The organism is Pirellula sp. SH-Sr6A, from assembly GCF_001610875.1.
Taxonomy (GTDB): Bacteria; Planctomycetota; Planctomycetia; order Pirellulales; family Pirellulaceae; genus JBKCUI01.
In genome coordinates, this window is record NZ_CP011272.1 from 5,543,611 (window position 1) to 5,565,568 (window position 21,958).

Genomic DNA, 21,958 nt, shown 5'->3' on the forward strand with positions numbered 1-21,958 from the left:
TCTCCAACTAGGGCAACACGAGCTCGCAATGAGCAGATCGAATGGTCGAATCAGGATTCTCGATCAAGACGGTCATGACGATGGTTCTCCCCTCTGCACTCGCAAAGGGAGATAGGTACTCAATCTTTCCAGAAACCACGGAATGGCTCGGCAACCTGATCTCGGCTTCGACACGGTTCCGAAATTTGTCGGCCAACTCTTCCGGTAACATAAACGTGGCTCTGAGACGGGAAACGTCGATGAGCCGCACGAAGGATGGAGAATTGCTTGCAATGTACTCCCCTTCCCCGCGAAAAATTTCATCGATCACGCCATCATGGGGAGCTCGAATGGTGCGGTCTTTGAGAGAGATCATGGCTTTCTCGCGGCGGACCTTCGCAATCTGCTTCGACTCCTCCTGCGCTCGGAGCTTTGCCGCAGCAATCTCCCATTCCATGACATAACGTTCCAACTCTCTGGGACTGGCTTTCCCATCCTCGACAAGCGCTTTGGTGACAGCCACACGCTTCTCGTTGAAATGGACTTCTTTGCGGGCGGTTTCGATCATTCCCGTCGCCAGGGCGTCCGCCTCCGCCTCTTTCAATGCCACTTTCTGCTGCTCATCGTCTAAACGCCCAAGAGGCATTCCTGCGACGACGGTTTCCCCTCGTTTCACGTAGATTTCACGCACTAAGCCTATTTCCGCCGTCGCCACTTCTGTGACTCGGTACGGTTCCAATCCACCCTGCGAATCGATCGAGGATGTGTTCCTCGAAATCACAGACTGAGACAGGAGTGGCTCGCTGATGCAGAAAAACGCGAATAACAGCGCGAGCGTTTGGAGGCAATGTGAACGCATGGCGAATTCGGTGAATGGAAACCAAATCGGACTCTAGGCACTATGCCTAAAAATTTGTCCAACCAACAATGTCACCGGAATCGAGTCTAGTCTTCCTATTCCTCAAACTTTCACGAAAAGGGCGTTCCAATTAATTCGGTTATGCCAATCGTAACGTCGATGGTGCCTCCTCATACCCAATCCTCTTCGCAGTTACGATGGGTGGCCGACTTCGAAACTCCGATGCACCCACAATCCCATTCACTCACTGACTCTCATCACTATGCCTGAAAACGCGATCGACATTCGAAGCGAGCTGCTGCGTTTCCAATCCAAACTGCTCGACCTGAGCCTGCGAAACCCTTTGCTGAACTACCGCATAGGAAAACGAAAGACGGTCTTGCTGGAAGGCCAACAGCCGGATGCCGTCTTCCATCGATTGGTCGACCAGTTCCGGCCGATGAGGCTCACTCCCCTCACCGTCGATAGCGAACCGGAGTGCTTGCATACCCCATATCAAGCCGAGGAGTTAGACGGTTTGTTGAGAAGCGTCTCACGCGACGCAAAGACAATTATCGAAGAAACCGGAATCAACTACCTACACCTTGCTGTCGGATTTTTGAAATGGAAAGAGGTCGCTCCAGCGAACGACGATGATCGCCTCGCTCCTATTCTTCTTATCCCCATCGAAATTCGTTCTCGCGTTCAACCCTCCGGCGAAATCGAGTACTTCGTCGCATGGGATGAAGACGACGTACAGACCAATCCGAGCCTTCGGAAAAAACTGGAAACGGACTTTCGCCTCACGCTGCCCGAACGAGCGGAAGATGAGACTCCCTCAGCCTTCTTCGCGTCCATTCAAGCCGTATTGCAAAGCAAACCGGATTGGCAAATCGCAGAGACTATGCTCCTCGGATTCTTCTCGTTTCACAAACTCTCCATGTACGCGGACATCCATCCCGAACATTGGGAGCGGACCGATGCTCTCCGTGCGGATGCACTACCCTATCAACTCATCGTCGGATCGATCGGAAACGTCCAGCCCTCTCTGTACGTAGAAGATTATGCCATCGATGTTCACCCCTCTGCCTCCAAAATCGAACTACCTCTCGATGCCGACAGCTCTCAGCATTCAGCGATCGCCGACATCTCGGAAGGAAAAAGCTTGGTCATCGAAGGACCACCAGGGACGGGAAAATCCCAGACCATTGCCAATGCAATCGCGCACGCGATCAGCCAAGGGAAACGAATTCTGTTTGTCGCAGAAAAAATTGCGGCACTCGATGTTGTCGCCAAACGATTGGATAGCATCGGGCTTGGAAACTACTGCCTGGAAATGCACGGACATTCGGTTGCACCGAAGTACGTCTTCGAATCACTCGCTAGGCGGTTGAACTGCCCGTCCGAACCCCCTAATCCGTTATTGTCCCAAACACGCGAACAAATCCAGTGCGCGAAGCAGACCATCGAGTCGTATCTGCATTGGACAAACCAGGAGTCAGGTCCCTATCGTGAACCGCTCCATCAGCTGATGTGGCGCATGGTTCCATGGCGACAAAAAGGACTTGTTCCATTGCAAACGGCCGAATTGGATCTAAATCTTTCCCGAGACGTTCTGGGCGAGTGCAAGTCAGCTCTCAACGCGTTCGCTCGCACGGCCAATGAATTCGGGGACCCCTCTCAAAGCGAATGGTTTGGGTTCTTTCCCGAGGACTGCTCTGTATCTCGATTGAATACCGTCAAAGAATGCGTCACCCAATTACGACTTCTCGCGCATTCGATCGAAGGAGAACGGCAATCCCTCGATTCTCTACTCGGTGCACGCGATCGATCGAATGTCTTTTTGCGAGACCCGCCCATCGCTCGCATCCGAGAACTTCAAGCCTCCTATCGGTCAGGTTCGGGAGTCTCTTGCGAAGCTCTTCTTGACCCGGAATTGCAGTCGGTCGCTTTAGAACTGGAAGCCTGCATCGAAACAATCGATCGATGCGAGGCGAGGCTCGATCGCATTTGGCCTGCGTGGCGAGAACACTCCCGCGACCACTCGAACATCCCGAACGACCTCGCTCTGGATCTGTTAAAGAAACTCGATCCCCTTTCACCCGTTCACACCCTGGAGGCCTTTCAAAGCTGGGTTTCGACGACTCGCTCCCTCCAAGAACGACTTCGGCATGATGTGCACAAGATCGCTGATGCAATTCAAGAACCCTTGGAGCGGATCGACGAATCGATTCGTAAGGCCAAGATGCTGGCCTTGCTAGGTGAACCTGTCTGGAACGGACTCGAATCGATACCCGAAGAATGGTTCCTCGAATCCACAAAGAAAACCATCGAGGCGGCTCTCGATAGAAATCAACGACTTCGATCCAGTCGACGAGAATTGGAAACGAACTTTGATCTAGAGCAGGCCCCCGGTGCTGACGAACTGAAACACTTGTTGAAGTCACTGCAACCCTACGCCAGCCGATGGTGGCGTTTCTTCGACTCCACGTATCGCAGAACCCTTCGGTCCATCCAAAGGTTTGCAACCTTTCATCGGTTCTTTGGCATCGCTCGAATCATCCACGCATTGGAGTCCCTTCGCCTGTTTGAAGTGGAGCGAACCGAATTTTCCAATCAAAAGGAATGGAAACGATGTTTAGGACCGCTTTTCCAACAGGACCAAACCGATTGGGAATTGGTCTCCCAAATTTGGGACCGAGTCGCTCGTTTGCAATCTTTCGGCGCCGATGCCAAACAGGCAAACCGATTTCGCTCGCTGCAAAGCAAATTGACAGCCCACCTGGATTGGGAGGCGTTTCTCCGCGCGTGGGATCAATGGACTCTCCAGTTTGATTTCCCGGTTGCCCAGCGTCTTCTCACACCGGCGATGCCCCATAGCCAAGGGGCATGGGATGACTCCAGTCAACTTCTGGAGCACTGGGCATCGGGTATCCAGCAATTGGAGGCTTTTGCCAACCTCGCGGGAATTGGAAAGACTTCTCCCTTTTCTGAACTTGAAGAGATCCTCAGCAATCTGGCTGAACATCGCCAAGCTCACGCACGCGCGATGGTTCTTACCGACTCGCCGGATCCTACTCGACAAAAGATTTGGGAGTACGTCCGTCAACAACGAGGCGCGATCGGAAGTGAAATCCAGTGGCTTCGGAATTTTCAGCTGCTAGAGCTGGGAACGGAAGCCATCCGCCAACTCGATCGCATGGGCGCGGAGCAGCTGTGCGAGTCCCTATGTCGCAGCGCGTTGGACGTGGAGATTGCGACGAAACGGTGGGATGAGATCCGCGGTCTCATCGGAACCACCTCGGAGATGAATTCGGATTGGGCTAACTGGACAACTCCCAATACACACGGCGAAAAGAATGAGTTCAAAGACGATCTCGTAGGGCCTATGGACCGCCTCGGTTCCCAATTTGGGCGGCTAGAGGCGTGGTTTGGTCTCTGCCGAACCATCGCCCGGTGCAAACGATGCCAATGCGAAGCCTTTGTCTGGAGGGCTTTTGAGCAAGAGCCCATTACGGAGCAACTGGGGGATGTGTTCGAACTGACTCTCCTCGACAGGATTGCATCGGGCGCCGTTTCCAATTCGCATTGGGGAGAAACTTTTACCCGCACCGAACTAGAAGACGCGATTGCCTCCTACCAGAAGCTGGATCACGCGTTTCAGACGCTCAAGTCTCAAGAGATACAAGGGAATCTCATCCAGTGTCCCATCCCAACCGGTTCGAACCGAGGCCGGGTTGGCGAGTTCACCGAACTGGGGCTTATCAAGCATGAGGTAAACAAGAAACTGCGGCACTGCAAGATTCGCGATTTGATGAGCCGAGCGGGAAGTGCCGTGCAAGCCTTGAAGCCTTGTTTTCTCATGAGCCCACTGTCACTCGCACGCTATTTGCCCGCGGAATCGATTTCCTTCGATCTTGTCATCATGGACGAAGCGTCTCAGATCAAACCCGAAGACGCAATTGGGGCAATACTGCGTGCCAAGCAACTCGTGGTGGTAGGAGATCCTAAACAATTGCCCCCCACCCATTTTTTTGAACGCCAGATTTCTGAAGAGGAGGAAGCCGACCAAACGCAATTCGATCATGCGGAATCGATTTTAGATGTCGCCATGCGCGCCTTCCAGCCATGTCGCCGATTGCGATGGCACTATCGAAGCCATCACGAGCAGTTAATCCGTTTTTCCAACGAGCAATTCTATGACGGAGACTTGATCGTCTTTCCCTCCCCCAAAGGGCCGGATGCTGGCTATGGAATCCGCAGCCACTTCGTCGAACAAGGGCGTTTCTCTCAAGGGATCAATCAAGTTGAAGGGGAAATGATTGCCCACGCGATTGTCCAGCACGCCTTAGATAATCCTGACGAGTCCCTCGGTGTCGCCGCATTCAATCAGTTGCAAGCGGAGTGGATCGACGACCAAGTTGCCTTGATTTGTCGCCGTGATCCTCGTGCCGCAGAAGCAGTGGCCCAGTTGAGTCAACGCCATGACGGGCTCTTTATCAAGAATCTAGAGAGCATACAGGGGGATGAGCGGGACGTGATGTTCCTGTCGTACACCTACGGCCCGGATATCACAACGGGCAAGGTGTTTCAGCGATTCGGCCCGATCAATTTCGACGCGGGTTGGCGGCGATTGAATGTTTTGGTAACCCGAGCGAGAAAGCGGATGGAGGTGTTCTCGTCCCTTCGATTCGACCAAATTGCAGTCGGTGCGAATGCCAGCCGCGGTGTGTGCGCGTTCCGCGAATTCCTCCAGTTCATCCAGACAGAGTGCTCGCAGGAGCGGGCGACGCCACCATCTCGATCTCCCGAGTCTCCATTGGAGGATGCCATCGCGAGCGTCGTCCGGTCGATGGGCCTGGAGCCAGTTTTTCAGGTCGGGGTCTCGGGCTGCTATCTCGATGTCGCGGTCCGGCACCCCAATTCTCCAACCGACTTTCTGATCGCAATCGAATCGGATGGTGCCGGTTACCGGGAAGCCAAATCCGCTCGCGATCGCGACCGAATTCGCAACGAGGTTCTCGAAGCACGTGGCTGGCCGGTCCATCGCATTTGGTGCGTCGATTGGTTTCTCCATCGGTCGGCCGAAGAAGACCGCCTGCGAAAAGCGATCCACCGACTGGTGAACGCCGCTTCCTAGCAACTCTGGGCGCAATAAGGGTCCCGAACTATCGGTCCGAAGGGTGTGCTCACGTGGGGTAAAACCCAATCCGAAACGAACTTTCCGATCCAGAAACGACAAAGACCCAGTGCCAGCTGAAACGCTAGCACTGGGTCTTTGGAAAGAGGCTCCGGTGGGAGTTGAACCCACGATGGCGGATTTGCAATCCGCTGCCTTAGCCACTTGGCTACGGAGCCGAGCAATGATTTTGCAGGGTTTTCGATACTGTCGAGCGTGGCCTTTTCGAGGTCACACTCCACATCACACTCGCGACGTCTCAAAACGAGATGTTGTTGAGCCCGTGTGTTCCGTATCGACGAGGAGTGTAACCGATCAACAAACCACTAATCAACCCCAGTCCGGATTTTCCTTGGAAGCCCCAAAAAATCGGGACCTGACTTCCAGGCATCAACGGGATTCTGAATCGCTTTCGCACGAGTCTAGAAACCGGTCTGACGCCCTCAAGGAATTGGTCGCGGCGGAGTGCTGTACTGGCATCGTATCGACACGCATATGGTTTCGCCTCCAATGAAATTGGAACACCGAATTTGCTTCCCCGCGAAGGACTGCTTTTACCATCGCGGTGCCTTCAAAAGATAAGTGCGCCAGGTCCTACTCCGCCGGACACGCTTGGTCCGGCCTTGCTGAGATTTACAACGAGGACTTCGACGACCAACGCTTCGTGGTCATCGGTGACTTGATCGACAAGTGGTTGGGGGATGCAGTCACTCAAAAGCTTCCTTCTCTATCCCAAATTGAAACGTGCGGTAGCTTACTATTTTCCAGAAGATTTGGAGGATTCTTTAGCGGCTTTCTCCTGAAGCCGTTTGTCTTTTGTGTCGACAAGCGCCTCAAGACGGTCATTCAGATACTGTTCGGAGAAGTAGGATTGAGGAATCGGTTTGTTATACGATTCCCATTTGAAGGTGTACTCTTGTTTGGATCGCCCGCGAGGCTCAAAGTTCTCAATCTTTACCTTGCTTGGTACCCACCTCTCCCCTAGATTTTCAAGCTCGATATCCGTTCGGGCAGACACCCGCTCTTTGCCACCACTCCGCGGAATGATCGCCGGGAGAACTGCTTTCGTTAACCAATAATCCCTCTTCGTGTCTACGAAGTAGTCTCGACTAATGCAACGAAATATTGCGATTCCATCCTCATTCATCCGATAGTTTGTGTACTCTTCCTTCGGGTTCGAAGACGTGAACTCAACCCGGTGCTGTAAGATCTTCTGCACAGAATCTCGCGCTTGGTGCTCTGAATCCATTGCCCATCCAAGTGTTCGAAAGTCGAAGTCAACAACACCTCGCACCCGCCCGTCATTCGAACCTATAGTGCGGATTTCACCTGTTCTTGGGTCAACCACAAGGTGTAAGTCTGGGAGGACCATTCGGATTGCAGGGTAGGCTGTGTAGCTTTTGGAATTCCGAAGGACATCTTCTTCCTCCAGCTTTGAGCCAGCCAGTACATCAACAATCTCGGTATCCATTTCCATGTAATAGGATCCCGCCAGCTCATCACATTTTACCTTGCCCTTGGAGATTTTCAAAACTCCATACTGAGTCGGGTTTGCTGCTGCAGTTTCTGTAAAGGAATTGTCACGGAGTTCAAAATCAAATTCGTACCGAATCGGCTCCGTTCGTTCTTCGAGAACGCATAGCATGAGATCGCGAGCATTGTCTTGGGCCAGAAGCGGCACTGAGCCAAGCAGAAAAGCCACCATCGCCGCAAGGTAGATAAGGATCGGTCTCATAGATACACACTCGCTCGATTTAAGGGCTCGTTGCAGGGATAGGAGGGCATGGCGAACTGAGCCATCGCATGAAGGGCTACTAGGGGTGTCGAATTCAGGCAGTCGACGCTCACAGACATGGTTGGGCCGGCGTTGATGAAATTTACAACGAAGACTTTGATTATCAACGATTAGTGGTCATCAGTGAGTTAATCGACAAGTGGTTGGTAGAGTGCTTTGAATCAACCGAATGACTTGCAAAACAATTACGTTGCCATCAATCACTTTGCCTTAAATGTTTCAACAAGCTCTTCACTTAGAATCTTATTGTGGACGAAGACATCGGGATTAACACCCTTGGCAGTAACCAGGCTTGTCTTCCAAACGTAACCAATACTAAAGTTCTCTGTAGTACGGAGATCGTTATCGCCCCAATAGTTCTCAATCCTGCACTCGACGCGGGCCGGGACAAACCCGTCATTGTAATTAGTCCACTTCGTGTTAATATCACAGCAATACCTCCGACCAATACGAACGAATCTCTTCTCATAGTCTTTTGGGAGTATGTACCGCGTCAGAACCGGCATTCCACCCTGTGTCTTGTCAAAGTAAACTTGAATATGCGCGCGGTGCTCTCCGGTGCCATATGTCCATTCCCCCCGAGTTAATCTCCCATCGGTTTCACACCAAAGCATCTTCTTCATGTCTAGAAGTTCGGACCAAGAGTCACGTTTACCGGCGCCACCGGATGTTGTTAGTTGAGGCTCGGCGATCGCGACCATGCAAGGGTCTTCTGGAACAGGGGACCGCCCAACGGGGGAGAATTCTCCTTTTTCATTGACAATTGGGAGGTCGCCAATGGATGCCAAGGTTTTTCCCTTTAGCACAGTAAAGACGCTCCAGCCCCCTAAGGGGACAGGTTGGGAGCCGATGTAACGCATCCAATCCACTCGTTTTGAATTGGATTTTCGGTCTTCGAAAGCGACCACGTCATACTGAAGACTTTGTGATGGCTCTTGCTTGGCAATATAATTTCTTTCTCGGCAAACCTCCGCAAGGTATCCAAATGAATTCAGCCGCTCAGCGTTAATACCAAAATCATAAATCAAAGATTCGATTTCGGACGGATCGCATGAAACGAACTTGTTTTGAGCGTTAGCGATCTGTGGCACTAGTGCTAAAAGACAAATAAATGTCGCTTTGATCAAAGTGTTTAATGCCATTGTTCATGCAACCCGTGAAAAAATATGTAAGGACAAAATAGTGTGGTTATAGGGGGCGCCCACGCAGGCGGGCCGATTGGAAGCCAAACGAGAAGGGGGCCGCAACTTACTTTTTTTCAGAATATTTGGAGGATTCTTTAGCGGTTTTCTCCTGAAGGCGCTTGTCTTTTGCGTCGACAAGCGCCTCAAGACGGTCATTCAGATACTGTTCGGAGAAGTAGGATTGAGGAATCGGTTTGTTATACGATTCCCATTTGAAGGTGTACTCTTGTTTGGATCGCCCGCGAGGCTCGAAGTTTTCAATCTTTACCTTGCTTGGTACCCACCTCTCCCCCAGTTTCTCAAGTTCAATATCCGTTCGGGCTGACACCCGCTCTTTACCACCACTCCGCGGAATGATCGCTGGAATGGTTACTTTCGTGAGCCCGTAATCCCTCTTGGTGTCCACGAAATAATCCCTACCTATACAACGAAAAGAGGCAATCCCGTCGTCGTTCACCCGGTAGTTTGTGTACTCGTCCTTTGGGTCTGGGGAGCAATTCTCAATGCGGTGTTGTAATATTTGCCGCAGGGAATCTTTGGATTGGTGTTCGGAGTCCAACGCCCACCCGAGTGTTCGAAAATCAAAGTCAATCATCCCCTTCACAGGTCGACCACGAGAACTAACCTGAGTTACCACACCTGCTCTTGGCTCAACCATGAACTGCATATCAGGTAGGATCAATCTCATGGCAGGAAACTCGGAATAATATTTGGCTTTTTCCGTGATGGCTTCCTCTTCTGACTTAGTCTCGGCTAGCACATCAACTATCTCCGTTTCCATCTCTACGTAGTAAAAGCCAGCTAGCTCATCCGACTTCAATTTCCCTTTCGTCACCTTTAGCATCCCGTATTCGGTAGGCTTCTCCGAAGCAACCGCAGTAAACGAATTGTCACGGAGTTCAAAATCAAATTCGTACCGAATCGGCTCCGTTCGTTCTTCGAGAACGCATAGCATGAGATCGCGAGCATTGTCTTGGGCCAGAAGCGGCACTGAGCCAAGCTGAAAAGCAACCATCGCCGCAAGGTAGATAAGGATCGGTCTCATAGATACACACTCGCTCGATTTAAGGGCTCGTTGCAGGGATAGGAGGGCATGGCGAACTGAGCCATCGCATGAAGGGCTACTAGGGGTGTCGAATTCAGGCAGTCGACACTCACAGACATGGTTGGGCCGGCGTTGATGAAATTTACAATGAGGACCTCGACAGCTAGCGGTTGGTAGTCGCCGGTGAACCGATCTACAAGTGGATTGGGGATAGATGCAAGCAACGCAAACTCATTGCGAAACTCACCCTGCAATCACTTAAGGATCAAACATGCCTGACAACTCCTCACTCGGAATCTTGGCATGTTCAAACACGGTTGGATCGACACCCTTTTCGGTAACTAGCTTAGATTTCCAAGTGTACTCCACACTGTAATCCATAGTTGATCTGAACACGCCCTTGGTAGAGTAGTTTTCAATCGCTGTCTCTACTAAAAGGGGCATATAGATGTCACCCTCTTTGAGCCACTTCGTTTTGATTTCGCAACTATATCTTTTCCCAAACTTCGCGAATCGTTTCTCGTAGTCCGTTGGGATGACAAATCGAGTTAAAACGGGCATTCCATCTTTGGCACTATCAAAATAGACTTGAACGTAAGTCTTGTACTTTCCTTCACCGAGGGTCCATTCCCCCCTTACTAGTCGACCGTTTGATTCGCACCAGAGTAGCTTGTCCATCGACAACAAATCTGCCCAATAACCAGGGCGCCCCGCTTTTCCCCTCTCCACAAGACGCGGTTCGGAGATAGGGGCCATCCACGGATCCTCGGCAATCGGCGCAAGCCCAATACTCGGAACTGATTTGTTGTATATGGTCCGGTCGCCCATCGATACATTGAACTTCCCCTTGTGGGTCGTTGCCACAACCCAATAAGACGTATCCGTTGGATTGGGCAATACAGTTAAAACGTCTTGGCGTTTCGATTTTGACTTTCGGTCTTCAAACCACAGAACATCCCATGTCGTAGTTCCAGACTCTCTCGGGTCTGTAAAACCATGCTGCTCAAGCTTTACATCGGCTTTGTATCCGAAGTGATGTTTTCGCTCGGCATTGATGCCAAAATCCATGACCAACGTCTCGATCTCAGATTTATCACAAGGGGAAAAGGCATTTTGACCATTCGATTCCTCCAAGAGAATACAAACAGTTGCTAATGCCATGGACAGCGTACGGGCAATGGCGGATCTGATCTTGTCTAACATCGTCTAAACCCTTGCTTGATGGGACTTTCGACAAAAGCCTAACTAGCGGTCAATCGATACGCTTGGTTCCGATCATTTCCGAGTTGTACTTCCTCCAAAAATCGTTCGATAAAACCTTAGCGGTAATCCTGTTCCGTTGTATTCCGTCGTTCACTTGCATCCTGCTTGATGACGAATCCCGCTGGAAGACGTTCTGATGGGATAACTTCCTCGAACATTGATCCGACTTGGCATTTCCCAAGATCAACAGCCTGATCGGGCATCTCTCCGAGGAGACAAAGCGTCTGAAATGGTAAACCAATAACAAACGAAAAGAGAAGACTCAGGAGGCGCATGGGCATTGGACCCTTTGGGAAAAGGTGACGCGATGGAAGAAGTGCGTCGTGAAACCTGACGCTCAAATTGTATCGAATCGATATTGGACGCTGCGAACAATGACGAGAATATCCGAAAAAATCTGACTCGTCTTTCGCCGCCCGAAGATGCGGTTCAATCCAACCGCGAGGCTTCCCGGTCAGGAAGGGGAATGTTGCGATAAGGCTCGATGTGGATGAAGGCGTCAGCGATGCGCATCGATGAGTTCTTCAGCCTGCTTCTTACTTTGCCACCGATGTCATGTCCTTGCTGAACCGTCGCATCGCCATCCACTTCAACATGGATCTCGACAAAATAGGTTGTTCCGCTCTTTCGAATCCGACACTTCTCGACATCGAGTACTCCCGCAACTTCGCGCGCTAGCTGCCGAATTTGATCTTCGAAGTGTTTGGGGGGAGCTGCATCGAGTAGTTCGCGAACCGCGATTGTCAGCAGCCTTATACCGCTATAGCAGATAACAATGCATGCAACCAAGGCGGCCCAATCGTCTGCCGGTTCGTAGCCTGGCCCGCCGATCAAACCGATACTGATACCGATGAATGCCGAAAGCGAAGTCAACGCGTCGGAGCGATGGTGCCACGCGTCCGCCTGCAACGCGGAACTATCGACCTCGGTTCCAAGATTTCCAACCCACCGTGCAAGGGATTCCTTGACCGCCACAACGAGCAAGAGCACAACGAGTGTCGACCAGTGGGGTAAGTGATGTGGCGTCCATATCTCACGAATACTCTGAAAGGCGATCGCCGCAGCAGCTCCCAGCAATGCAATCGCCGCAATGATTCCTGCCAGCGATTCCGCCTTCCCATACCCATAAGGATGTTTTTCATTTGCTGGAGTGATCGAAACCCGCAGACCACCCCAAACAACTAGCGACGTGACAATATCCGCCGTCGATTCGATTCCGTCGGCAATCAACGCATACGAATTCCCGAACACCCCTGCGACGATCTTGAGCGAAGCCAACGCTGCATTGACCGCCATGCCAAGAAGTGGCACGGAGGTCAAGTTGGTCGAGTTCCTGTCCGGTGGATTCATTTGTCCTATCCTAGCAACCATTCTCCTGACCGCCACATCGAATTCGGAGCTAGGATCATACCGACGTTCACTCGTATCCCCCGACAAACGTATCTCCCTAGATTGGGGGGGCAACGCCTATTTCAACGTGGGGCCGCGAAGTACCTCTCCATTGGTTTTCAAAATCTGAAAGTGGTGGATTCCGACTGGTTGTCCATCGACATAAGTCCACACAACTTCCTTCTCGCGATTCACTTCGATCAGTTTGGGTCCCTTCGGATCTTTACCACCGGCCGCGTAGCTTGTGATCACGATGTTTCCATTGGGAAGAACTTGGCCTCCGCAAGGATCCTGTAACCACGGTCCCGGCAAATCCTTGTTGGTCAATTCCCATACGATCTTGCCCGCTGCATCGAAATCGACGACGCGATTCCCATTGGTGCAACAGGCCAGGGTGTGCCCTTCGCCATGGCGGATAGCGGTGAAAGGCCATGTGTGTATCGTTCGTTCCGTATCCTCTTGGACACTCGTATCGATCACATTCAAAATATCCCCTTTTTTGTCATACTGCTTGACGGCGAAATCCAGGAGGTGTGGTACTAGGTACGTGCCGTCATGGAGCTTCCTCGCCATTCGCGTTTGCATATGATGGTTAGGCTTTTGGCACTGAAGCGGGAACTCCACCAACACCTTCCCCTCGCTGTCGATCTCAAGCAATCGTGGATTGGGGCCGGCCTCCGTGATGACGAACGTTCCCTCTTCGGTTGGATGTGCGCTGTTGACTTCGGACTGTGTTCCATTCCATATCAAACGCTCTTTGCCATCTTGGCTGATTTCAATCACCGCACCTGAGGGAAACTTCGGTGATTTGCTCAGCGTCAAAACAATGCGACCATCCTCGAGCACATATCCATCTCGAGTGCTGTGCGGATAGGTCCAAGATGCCTTTCCATCCGCTTCCATGACATATGTCTTCGCTCCACAGGCGAGAAAGCGATGCGTCACGTCATCACACCGAGCGTAGGATCCCATCATTGCTGAGAGCAAGACGAAAGTGGCTGAGGCGTTTAGCAGTAGACGGAGGCACAAAAGCATAGATGGTCATCCATTTGGAGCATCGGGGAAACAGAGCAAGAACAAACATACCATTTTTAGGTCTCTGCGACTTGTGGGGTTTTTGCGTGTTCGGCCAATCTCGCATGCGTCCCATGGAGAGAACGGTTAGCTCGTTCACCGCATTCCCTACAGCGAATGGCAGGTGTCCACAGAGTAAGCATCGCAGGTAGGGTCGATGCACCACCGATCGTTGCTCGTCATCGCAAACCCTGCAATGTTTGCTGTGTTACGTCGATCTGCCCCTTCACTATTTGGCTAGCCAGTAACTCTGCGAGTGGGGCGATCACGCTGAAGTGGTCATGACCAGCGATCTTGTAAAAATGAATTCTCGGATTGGAATTCTCTTTCGCCATGACCTCAATCGCGCCATCCCAGTTTCCTTCTTCTCCTTCCAGGACGTACATAGGACTCGTAACACAGTGCATCCAGTAGATTGGCGAACGAAGTCGCATTTCATCCTGATTGTTCGGATCGCAGTACACATATTCACCACCGTATTGCTCTGCCGCGGCGACCGGGCCAAGCGAGAAAATGGCACGGTATCGATCAGAGCACGCTCCGACCAGCATGACGATCGTTCCTCCTGTACTGTGTCCGCCTAAATAGATTTTTTCTGAATCGACATACGGCAATTTTGCCAAATGTTCGGTCGCGGCAAGAATGTCATCCACTTCTCCATAGAACCCCTCGCGTTTCCCCGGATTGTCGTTCCCGCCCCGCTGCGAAGGGAACATCATGACGATCCCGGCCTTGCGAAACGCGCGGGCAGATTGATCGTTGCTCCGATCCTGTGGCGTCCACACATCACCGATTGAATTATTGTCACCCCCTGTAATCCACACGATCGCTGGGTGTTTCTTGCCGTCACCTGGGTTTGGCGTCACGTAAGCGGATAAGGGGCCGATGGGAGACGGATATTGCGTCAATTCGAATTCGCTCCCATGTGGCTTGTCCGGGGCGCCCACCGACTCCCCCGACTTGATTATTTTGGTTGCGAATCCCTTCCTCGCCTTGAGTAGCGATTGATGTGGCTTCGACGAAGCGCCCAGCGACGATGATGATGAATTGAGAGACGACGTCGAAGTTGATGAGGCGTCGCAACCGGCTACAACGAGGGCAAGTATCGTTAGTATGATTCGCATAAGAACTCCTTGGTTTAGCATCACGTACTTACACCGAAGTATGATGCTCGGGAATAGACACCATCGCTCGGATATCCGTTTGTGCTTCGTTGTTACTCGATAGTGATTCGACGGTCAACCAAATCCTGCCGACGGATGGCCTTATTTCCCACAATTGTTAGCTTCGCCCGAACACTCGTCTTCAACGAAGGTGGGGGCCGTCTAATCCGTGTGGCACGTGATCGTTGCCTTGAGTCGCATGGAATTTTCAACCACGGACGACACGGAATACACGGAAAGGGAACAAGGAATGGGTATGGTTTTATTTCGGTGTGTTTTGTGTGGTCTGTGGTTCCTTAATCTACGGTGAGGCCGCCATCGCTTAACATCTGGCACGTTTCGATAGGCAGTTTCTCGATTTACGAGGGCCGTCGACTGAGGGTGGGAATCCAGCAAGAAACTTGTCGGCGATAAACCTCGTAGGGTTCCCCAAAACGCAGCGCCAGATCGCGTTCTTCGGATGGTCGCACTACGACATGCCAAACCAAAGCCCCAAGGACGGAGTAGATCAAAATTGGCACCGATTGAAAGATAACGGAAAGTGCCATCCCTTGTCCAATTCCCGCAATGGCCATGGGATTGCGAACGTATTGGTAGGGGCCTGAAACAACCAAGTTATTGGTTTGATCAAGTGGGAGTGGAGTCCCGTTTCCGTCTCGAACCATGAAAAACGCGCTGGTTAAACCCAGAACGCTAAAGCTGCCAAAGAGAAATAGACCGACGCCCAGCGATGGCCCCATGCTCGGGTGCATTAAAGCGTCAAATGCGTCCAGAATTACATACGGAATGAGCACCAATGCCAGAATCCAGATGCAAACAACCTGGATGAGTGTCTTGATTACATTCCATGTCATGGTGGTTGAGCAGACACGGAAGAAGGAAGCATTGAAGGTGAGAAACGAATTGTACGCAAGGCCGATTAGCATCAGTCCGGTCGGCAGGAAACCGCTGGCAGTCAGAATTGTGGCGTTCAAACAGTAGAGTGTTGCATAGGCAAATGCTCCCAAAATCACATGTTCGATTGAAGTGGTCTGGATGTGAGCGCGAATTGCCGATAGGCCGGCGATCAAAAGGAGATCGGGGATCAGGAATGCCCAAAACGCAGAGGGCGGTATCTCTTCAAACTGAAAAGCAGAAAAGAAGACTTGGTCGGAAGCGAGTCCGAGCCACCAGAGGCTAACCAATACAGATTGCAGTAGGTAAGCGGTCTCTTTCATACGTCTTTCTCAAAGACACACCCCGAACGGAGCACAAGACCCTGCAGCACCTGCAGGCACAGACCAGTATGTCGAAGCACGAGCGGCAAAGCAATCGCCTACAAAATTCAAGAACCCTAAGAACACGACTCGATCGATCCAGGAGGGCGGGCGTGAGCAAGTCGACTAGGATATCAAAACAAAATCGAGTCGTTTTCGTCCTCGAAGATTGGCGGGGGGGAATAGTTTTTGAATCAACTGCCATTGCTTGTCGGATAGGCAACTTGGATAATCCAGTCCACTTATGATCGCTAAGGACCCCTGGTGTCCGGGAAGCTTTTTCGCTTCCTCCAGCCAAAGCGATTTTTTCAATTCAGTGCAATTTCAAAACTCGCTCTTAGGGGTGAATTGCACCTTTGCAGTATTAGACGATCATCCATGCGAAACGATATCTCCAACGCCAATACAAACCCTGCCGCCGAAGGCGAAGACGCTTCGTTGTTTCGCTCCCGGGATGATCGCATCGCCATCGGCAAAGCTCTTCGAGAGGGAGTAGCACGTGAAAGTCACGCCGGTTGGAATGCTCCGAGGGATAGACGTTCCCCGATCGAAGTTCTCAAGGAGTCCAACCGGGATCGGATGCCCGAACTTGTACCAATCCGCTACGGACGAATGATGCAAAGTCCATTTGCATTCTTACGTGGTTCTGCGGGGATCATGGCTGCTGACTTGGCCAGCACTCCGACGACGGGCGTTCGGGTTCAGGCATGCGGGGATTGCCACTTGCTCAATTTTGGTTTGTTCGCGACTCCCGAACGTAATTTGATTTTCGATCTGAACGACTTCGATGAAACGCTTCCTGCGCCATGGGAATGGGACCTCAAGAGACTGGCGGTCAGTTTTGTCGCTGCCGCGCGTGAAATCGGCCTAACCGATAAGGATGCCGAGGCAATCGCCATCGAGTGCGTTCGTGCCTATCGAGAGCAGTTGAGGAAGTTCTCGAAGATGTGCCCGCTCGATGTTTGGTATTACAAATTAGATTCCCGCTTGCTCATTGACTCTGCACCCGACGCCGATATCAAAGACACTCGTCAAAAAGTTGTCTCCAAGGCCAAAGAGCGTATCAGCGATTACCTTTACCCAAAGATTAGTGAAGAGGTCGGAGGACGTAGGAGAATCATCGACCAACCTCCTTTGATGTTTCATGTCACCCAAGAACAAGATTCCGATCAGCAAGATATCATCCACGATGTATTGGAGCAGTACCGACTGTCTTTGCCCGATGAACGAAGAATTCTTTTTGATCGATACAGCCTCGCGGATGTCGTCGTGAAAGCAGTGGGGATCGGAAGCGTCGGTACGATGTGTTTTGTGGGGCTGTTCTTTTCTTCCGAGAATCACCCCTTATTGCTACAATTCAAACAAGCAGGTCCTTCTGTTTTGGAACCCTACGTCGCCAAAAGCTGCTATGAAAACCATGGCCAGCGCGTCGTGGTGGGGCAACGCCTTTGTCAGTCCGCCAGCGACATCTTCCTGGGGTGGACCCGAAGTCGGCGCGGCCGAGATTTCTTCGTAAGACAATTGCGAGACATGAAAATGTCCGCGAGCGTCACGGTCGATGTTTCAATTCGGCAGGCGATGCTGTATGCAACAATCTGCGGCCAAACGTTGGCACACTCACACGCTAAATCAGGCGATGCAGCGACGATTAGCGGCTACATGGGTAAATCGGATGACTTTGATTGTGCGATCGGCGACTTTGCCACGGCCTATGCCGACCAAAATGAGCAAGATCATGCAGAGCTCGTCGCTGCCGTCGCAAGTGGCGAAATTGAGGCAACTGTCGAAGAGGAGTCATAATCGCTTTACGTTGCCAATGCTACCTAGAATCCTCCGCTCGAGTGCGTAACCGGAGTTCAGTAAGATTTGATGTTCTTGACCATCGCGTCCTAAACCGTGAATCGCGCACCGCGTTAACCCGACAAGCGGATGAGGAAAGCCAATGCGTTGTGACGTGCAATCTTGGCCAGAGTCGGTACGGCGGTCTGTGTACGCCATCAGAAACTCAATCACAGCCCTGGGATGACAACTATTGGGAGTTGAACATATGAGCATCCCAAAGCCAGATGTCGAGCACCACAAAGGACCGAGACATTTGTAGCTGCCTTGTCTTCCCCGAGCTGCGACGAATCCTCGGCGAAGCTCCACAACGACGCGCGAACTCTGTTGGCGTTGAGTACCAACGCCGAGAAGGCGAAGGAACGCTCGTCGACCACTACCCATGCCACGCATATGCCCTTGTAAACGAAAACTTTTCGGTCAGAGTTGAGATACAACGACGAAGAATAGTACCAGCATCAACGCCAGAATGAGTAAACCGACGCTCGTCGGGATACTCTTTTTTTCGCCCTCGGTGGAAACTGAATTCTTGTGCCGCGTACGAAGATCGCGAACCGCTAAACCAGCCAGCACGGCGACAATCCCAACCCCTATCACGTATAAACTTGGCAGACGTCCAGTAGGTCCACCGTTGGGCGGGAGCGATTTAATAATCCAAAAAGCGATAGCGCCATACGCAAGGATCGCGAGTCCTGTCAGAAATAATCCCGTGCCAATGCTTCTTGTTGCGCTGCGATTGTTTTTCGACACCAAACAGTTTCCTTAAAGAAATTATCCAAACGATCGATTGCAATCTACACATCAATACTCCCGCAATCGACAGAAAATGTGTATTCAAAAACCGTCTTGACCACGCAATAGGTGCAGTCGCATGTTAGGCGTTTTGGTGTGTATTACTCAATCGCAGAGTGGCAGTCCTAGCGAGCATTATTCTCTTTGAAGAATGTTAGTCCGTCAACAAATCGGTTTGGCAATCTTGTCCGTCAGGCTCATCGGCCAGCTCGTCGGTGGCTGGCCCTTCATCCGACCCGCTTACGGGTGCGAAACAAAATCACAGCGCCACTTGCTGCAATCATCAATCCGATCCCTGAGACAGTTAGGATCCAAGCCGCCATAGCTCCTGGGTTTGTGTACGCATAGTTGCCATTGGGTTGGTAGCTAACGTTTTCCTTGCCGACCAATGTTTCAATGCCCAGAATCATTTCCAATCCCGGGAAAACGATGACCCGGCTGAACACGACGATGAAGACGCCGACTCCCATCGAAGCAATAGCGATTGTCTTGGTGGAAACCGAATTTACGAAGAGCGAACGCAAGCGGAATTGCTTATTAGGGCTTGGATTGAATCCGGTACGTCTTGTTACCACCTTCTACTGGCTCCGCTGCTGCTGGGGGCGGGCATCGGTTCGCTTTGCCTGGCGGTCGATGAACTGGTCGATGCGTCTCTTGTTTTCTTGCTGGAGTAGGGAGGGATAGCCGTTGAGTAGGACATTCGGGATCATCATGGAGAGCCCAAAGAGGACGCTCACATTGATGCTCTGATACAGGGCGACGGCTCCCACGAAAAGAAACCCAATCAAGTGGCCAACTTCGGCAAGAGTCATTTGATGCCGGATCGAGGCCAAGTCGGTATGCTTGCCTTCAATCTTGATGCTCTGATTGAAGAATCGGAAGAAGCTGTTTTTTACGATCCATTTGAACTGCTCGATTCCAAGAGCTCGGTTCAGGGCTTTGCTGCGAATGAAATTCAGGTGGGAGAGTTTATCGTAGTAACTGGTTCTCAGCAAAATGGCATTCCCCACTATTCCGACCATCCATGAAATGACGGAAATCGAAAGTCCGAAGGTAAATCCGGTCAGCAGGTGATTTGTAACCATCAGTCTGGTGCTTCAAGTGAAGCGAAAGGGAAATGAGAACCAACGACAATTGGGTAAATGCGTTGAACGGTGCGTAAAATACAGATTCAATGACACATATCCAATCTTAAGCGAAAAGGTGAAAATGGCAAATAACGAAACACCGACTATGAAATTTGCAAGTATCGCAATGGGGCGTGTCTTTTTGGAGTAGTATACCATCGACCAGATATTGCCACCTTTATCGTTCTTCCTGATGACATGGGCAAGGCTCTGACGCGAACGCTCGAAAACCTCAAAAGGCCAGCCTTGCGTTCGCTTTGTGTTCCTCCACGTATCGCCAGTAGGCTCAATCCAGTTCAGGGTTGAATCGAAAGTGACTCGAGTGTAAAGATTGCACTGAAACCCAATCGCAATCGCCACAACACAAAGCATTAGCCCGCGGATTGATACTTGTTTCTGCACCGAATCATCTCAATTCATAAATAACTACTTAATTCGATAGCGTTGAATACCATCGGTGGGTGAATAGGTTTTAAAATCGAACGCCATTTCTGCGATGGCTCGGCAACCTGGATCCATAGCCTTATCACATCACGTTTCGACAGCGGCGTGTTCCGGATATGAGTACGCTGGCCATGAATACCAGCGATACGATCCCGCCGACTACAGTCATGTGTAAGCCTTGGCCTCCCATTCCGGTCAGCAAAGCCGCTGCGATTGGAAGCAGTAATGTTGCACAGCATGCGGTGATCTGCCGATTCCTGACGGTCTTATCGATCGGCCATTTTCTCGATCGTACTCGGTAGACTAAGCCACCAACGGGGAAACTAATCAGGATCAGAAGATAGCCTAGCGGGTTTGGATCGTCTCTTACCGCAATCGATTTAGGAACGGGGAGCGGACTGGCAATAAAGATCGCGATGACTCCTGCAATGGCGAAATAGAGTAACGGCCCCCAGCGTTCCCTTGTTTTGGGGGGCACGGGCTCATGAGAATCCAAGTCATTGGGGGAAGTGTATGGATTAACGTCGTAACTCATTCGATAGCGATTTGGAGGCATCGCTTGGATTGTCTAAGGTTTCTGAATCATGGGTGTCGGTTGGCTTGGGGACGGATAGCACCGCAAGACATGGCCGACGAAAGCCAACTTAGGCGAATATTATGGTTCGCGAATAGTATATCGCAATGGCAATGGGGCTAATGCGCCGATCAGCAATCCGGCCCATATCAACTCCGTGTCCTCCGCGGTTGATCCGCCACTGAATACAAACAAAAGCAGCAAGATCGATAAGCTCTGCGAAGAGTACTAGACGGGCGGCATTACCAATCGCCTAAGAAGGGTTAACCGCGGAGATGGCGGAGATGCGCGGAGGGAAGGCAAACGGAGATCAAGGAAATCATTGGCTAGAGTATCGATGCAGCGATGAAGGTCCATGCGGTGCTCGGCCCTTGGTTGCTCGAATCCGTTTATGAGCTGTGCCAGCGCGGAATGAAAGTGCACACGTTAGATATAAGGATTGTACCGCATTTGCAACAACGACTCAGTATCAACTCTGCGAGTCGCGATGGTGATTTTTAACCACGGACAACACGGAGAACACGGAACAGAAACCAGGGAAGGGAGTGGAATTATTTCCGTGTGTTCGGCATGTTCCGTGGTTCTTTGATCTTCGGAAACAAAAACGTATTAGTGGTCGCTGCTCCTCTATATGGCGCGGCTGCGAATACGGAGAAGGTACCGAATTGCGATCGACTATGTCGCATCTTCATACCGAACTGAATCGGAATGGAAAAATCAATTTGAAGCGCATCGTGTCGATGTTAACTCGGTTGATCCAACGAACGGACACGGTATTCAAGGGATCGATCGAGTACGAGAAGTATCGCGAACAAGGCATTGGACCGAAGAGCTCGATTCTTCGGCCCTGATTTGTATCGGGATCACCTCTCGCCCATCGGTCGATGCAAACTCAGGAGAGTTGCGACAGGTCTTTCGCGATCTAAGGTTGATTTGCAAACAATTGTGTACTACCGAACATATGATCGATAACCTATGGCTTCGCGACCAATCAGATCCTCGGATTGCATGGGAGAA

The 21,958-nt window shown here is 51.3% G+C and carries 17 protein-coding genes and 1 tRNA gene; 3 read left to right on the plus strand and 15 right to left on the minus strand.

Features of this window, described 5'->3' with window-relative positions; genetic code table 11:
- Window positions 1–7: 7 nt before the first annotated feature.
- Window positions 8–838, minus strand: a complete 831-nt coding sequence (locus VN12_RS21545; protein WP_146678737.1) for an efflux RND transporter periplasmic adaptor subunit — start codon at window positions 836–838, stop codon at window positions 8–10.
- A gap of 262 nt (window positions 839–1,100) precedes the next feature.
- Here VN12_RS21545 and VN12_RS21550 point away from each other — a divergent pair, with 262 nt between their 5' ends.
- The gene (locus VN12_RS21550; protein WP_146678738.1) at window positions 1,101–5,957 is read left to right on the plus strand and encodes a DUF4011 domain-containing protein; all 4,857 of its coding nucleotides are present in this window, start codon (window positions 1,101–1,103) and stop codon (window positions 5,955–5,957) included.
- Between the two features lie 146 nt (window positions 5,958–6,103).
- On the opposite strand, the gene VN12_RS21555 is transcribed toward VN12_RS21550, so the two are convergent.
- From VN12_RS21555 to VN12_RS21595, 10 genes are all read right to left on the minus strand, one after another.
- Window positions 6,104–6,175, minus strand: a tRNA-Cys gene (locus tag VN12_RS21555).
- Between the two features lie 392 nt (window positions 6,176–6,567).
- Window positions 6,568–6,711, minus strand: coding sequence for a hypothetical protein (locus VN12_RS25980; RefSeq protein ID WP_168164559.1), 144 nt, complete (start codon window positions 6,709–6,711; stop codon window positions 6,568–6,570).
- Window positions 6,712–6,753: 42 nt separating this feature from the next.
- Window positions 6,754–7,731 carry an outer membrane lipoprotein-sorting protein gene (locus VN12_RS21560; protein WP_146678739.1) on the minus strand — a complete coding sequence of 326 codons (978 nt, stop codon included), beginning with the start codon at window positions 7,729–7,731 and terminating at the stop codon, window positions 6,754–6,756.
- 260 nt (window positions 7,732–7,991) lie between these two features.
- Window positions 7,992–8,933 (minus strand): hypothetical protein, encoded by a 942-nt coding sequence (locus VN12_RS21565; protein WP_146678740.1) that lies wholly within the window; start codon window positions 8,931–8,933, stop codon window positions 7,992–7,994.
- 106 nt (window positions 8,934–9,039) lie between these two features.
- Entirely contained in the window at window positions 9,040–10,020 is a 981-nt protein-coding gene (locus VN12_RS21570; RefSeq protein WP_146678741.1) for an outer membrane lipoprotein-sorting protein, read from the minus strand.
- A 258-nt stretch (window positions 10,021–10,278) separates the two neighbouring features.
- Window positions 10,279–11,223: a hypothetical protein gene (locus tag VN12_RS21575; protein ID WP_146678742.1), complete on the minus strand. Its 945-nt coding sequence runs from the start codon at window positions 11,221–11,223 to the stop codon at window positions 10,279–10,281.
- A 489-nt stretch (window positions 11,224–11,712) separates the two neighbouring features.
- Complete coding sequence (locus tag VN12_RS21580; protein WP_205855114.1) at window positions 11,713–12,633, minus strand: cation diffusion facilitator family transporter; 921 nt, start codon at window positions 12,631–12,633, stop codon at window positions 11,713–11,715.
- Between the two features lie 117 nt (window positions 12,634–12,750).
- Window positions 12,751–13,617: a hypothetical protein gene (locus VN12_RS21585; protein WP_315850177.1), complete on the minus strand. Its 867-nt coding sequence runs from the start codon at window positions 13,615–13,617 to the stop codon at window positions 12,751–12,753.
- A gap of 308 nt (window positions 13,618–13,925) precedes the next feature.
- Window positions 13,926–14,870 carry an alpha/beta hydrolase family protein gene (locus VN12_RS21590; protein WP_146678744.1) on the minus strand — a complete coding sequence of 315 codons (945 nt, stop codon included), beginning with the start codon at window positions 14,868–14,870 and terminating at the stop codon, window positions 13,926–13,928.
- Between the two features lie 398 nt (window positions 14,871–15,268).
- Complete coding sequence (locus tag VN12_RS21595) at window positions 15,269–16,126, minus strand: methyltransferase family protein (RefSeq protein WP_146678745.1); 858 nt, start codon at window positions 16,124–16,126, stop codon at window positions 15,269–15,271.
- Window positions 16,127–16,543: 417 nt separating this feature from the next.
- On the opposite strand from VN12_RS21595, the gene VN12_RS21600 reads away from it, so the two are divergent.
- On the plus strand, window positions 16,544–17,965 hold the full coding sequence (locus tag VN12_RS21600) for a DUF2252 domain-containing protein (RefSeq protein WP_146678746.1): 1,422 nt from the start codon (window positions 16,544–16,546) through the stop codon (window positions 17,963–17,965).
- A 459-nt stretch (window positions 17,966–18,424) separates the two neighbouring features.
- Here VN12_RS21600 and VN12_RS21605 read toward each other — a convergent pair whose 3' ends face one another.
- The 4 genes from VN12_RS21605 to VN12_RS21620 all read right to left on the minus strand — a co-directional run bounded on the left by VN12_RS21605 (window position 18,425) and on the right by VN12_RS21620 (window position 20,923).
- A complete protein-coding gene (locus VN12_RS21605) occupies window positions 18,425–18,754 on the minus strand; it encodes a hypothetical protein (RefSeq protein WP_146678747.1) in 330 nt (109 codons plus the stop codon).
- A 269-nt stretch (window positions 18,755–19,023) separates the two neighbouring features.
- On the minus strand, window positions 19,024–19,371 hold the full coding sequence (locus VN12_RS21610) for a hypothetical protein (protein ID WP_146678748.1): 348 nt from the start codon (window positions 19,369–19,371) through the stop codon (window positions 19,024–19,026).
- A gap of 3 nt (window positions 19,372–19,374) precedes the next feature.
- Window positions 19,375–19,881, minus strand: a complete 507-nt coding sequence (locus VN12_RS21615; RefSeq protein WP_146678749.1) for a hypothetical protein — start codon at window positions 19,879–19,881, stop codon at window positions 19,375–19,377.
- A gap of 568 nt (window positions 19,882–20,449) precedes the next feature.
- On the minus strand, window positions 20,450–20,923 hold the full coding sequence (locus VN12_RS21620) for a hypothetical protein (RefSeq protein WP_146678750.1): 474 nt from the start codon (window positions 20,921–20,923) through the stop codon (window positions 20,450–20,452).
- A 695-nt stretch (window positions 20,924–21,618) separates the two neighbouring features.
- Here VN12_RS21620 and VN12_RS25985 point away from each other — a divergent pair.
- Window positions 21,619–21,792 (plus strand): hypothetical protein, encoded by a 174-nt coding sequence (locus VN12_RS25985; RefSeq protein ID WP_168164560.1) that lies wholly within the window; start codon window positions 21,619–21,621, stop codon window positions 21,790–21,792.
- Window positions 21,793–21,958 lie beyond the last annotated feature (166 nt).

Coding starts and splice junctions, on each gene's coding strand:
- VN12_RS21545 (WP_146678737.1), bottom strand. CDS start 838: ATGCGTTCACATTGCCTCCAAACGCTCGCGCTGTTATTCGCGTTTTTC.
- VN12_RS21550 (WP_146678738.1), top strand. CDS start 1,101: ATGCCTGAAAACGCGATCGACATTCGAAGCGAGCTGCTGCGTTTCCAA.
- VN12_RS21560 (WP_146678739.1), bottom strand. CDS start 7,731: ATGAGACCGATCCTTATCTACCTTGCGGCGATGGTGGCTTTTCTGCTT.
- VN12_RS21565 (WP_146678740.1), bottom strand. CDS start 8,933: ATGGCATTAAACACTTTGATCAAAGCGACATTTATTTGTCTTTTAGCA.
- VN12_RS21570 (WP_146678741.1), bottom strand. CDS start 10,020: ATGAGACCGATCCTTATCTACCTTGCGGCGATGGTTGCTTTTCAGCTT.
- VN12_RS21575 (WP_146678742.1), bottom strand. CDS start 11,223: ATGTTAGACAAGATCAGATCCGCCATTGCCCGTACGCTGTCCATGGCA.
- VN12_RS21580 (WP_205855114.1), bottom strand. CDS start 12,633: ATGAATCCACCGGACAGGAACTCGACCAACTTGACCTCCGTGCCACTT.
- VN12_RS21590 (WP_146678744.1), bottom strand. CDS start 14,870: ATGCGAATCATACTAACGATACTTGCCCTCGTTGTAGCCGGTTGCGAC.
- VN12_RS21595 (WP_146678745.1), bottom strand. CDS start 16,126: ATGAAAGAGACCGCTTACCTACTGCAATCTGTATTGGTTAGCCTCTGG.
- VN12_RS21600 (WP_146678746.1), top strand. CDS start 16,544: ATGCGAAACGATATCTCCAACGCCAATACAAACCCTGCCGCCGAAGGC.
- VN12_RS21615 (WP_146678749.1), bottom strand. CDS start 19,881: ATGGTTACAAATCACCTGCTGACCGGATTTACCTTCGGACTTTCGATT.
- VN12_RS21620 (WP_146678750.1), bottom strand. CDS start 20,923: ATGCCTCCAAATCGCTATCGAATGAGTTACGACGTTAATCCATACACT.
- VN12_RS25985 (WP_168164560.1), top strand. CDS start 21,619: ATGTCGCATCTTCATACCGAACTGAATCGGAATGGAAAAATCAATTTG.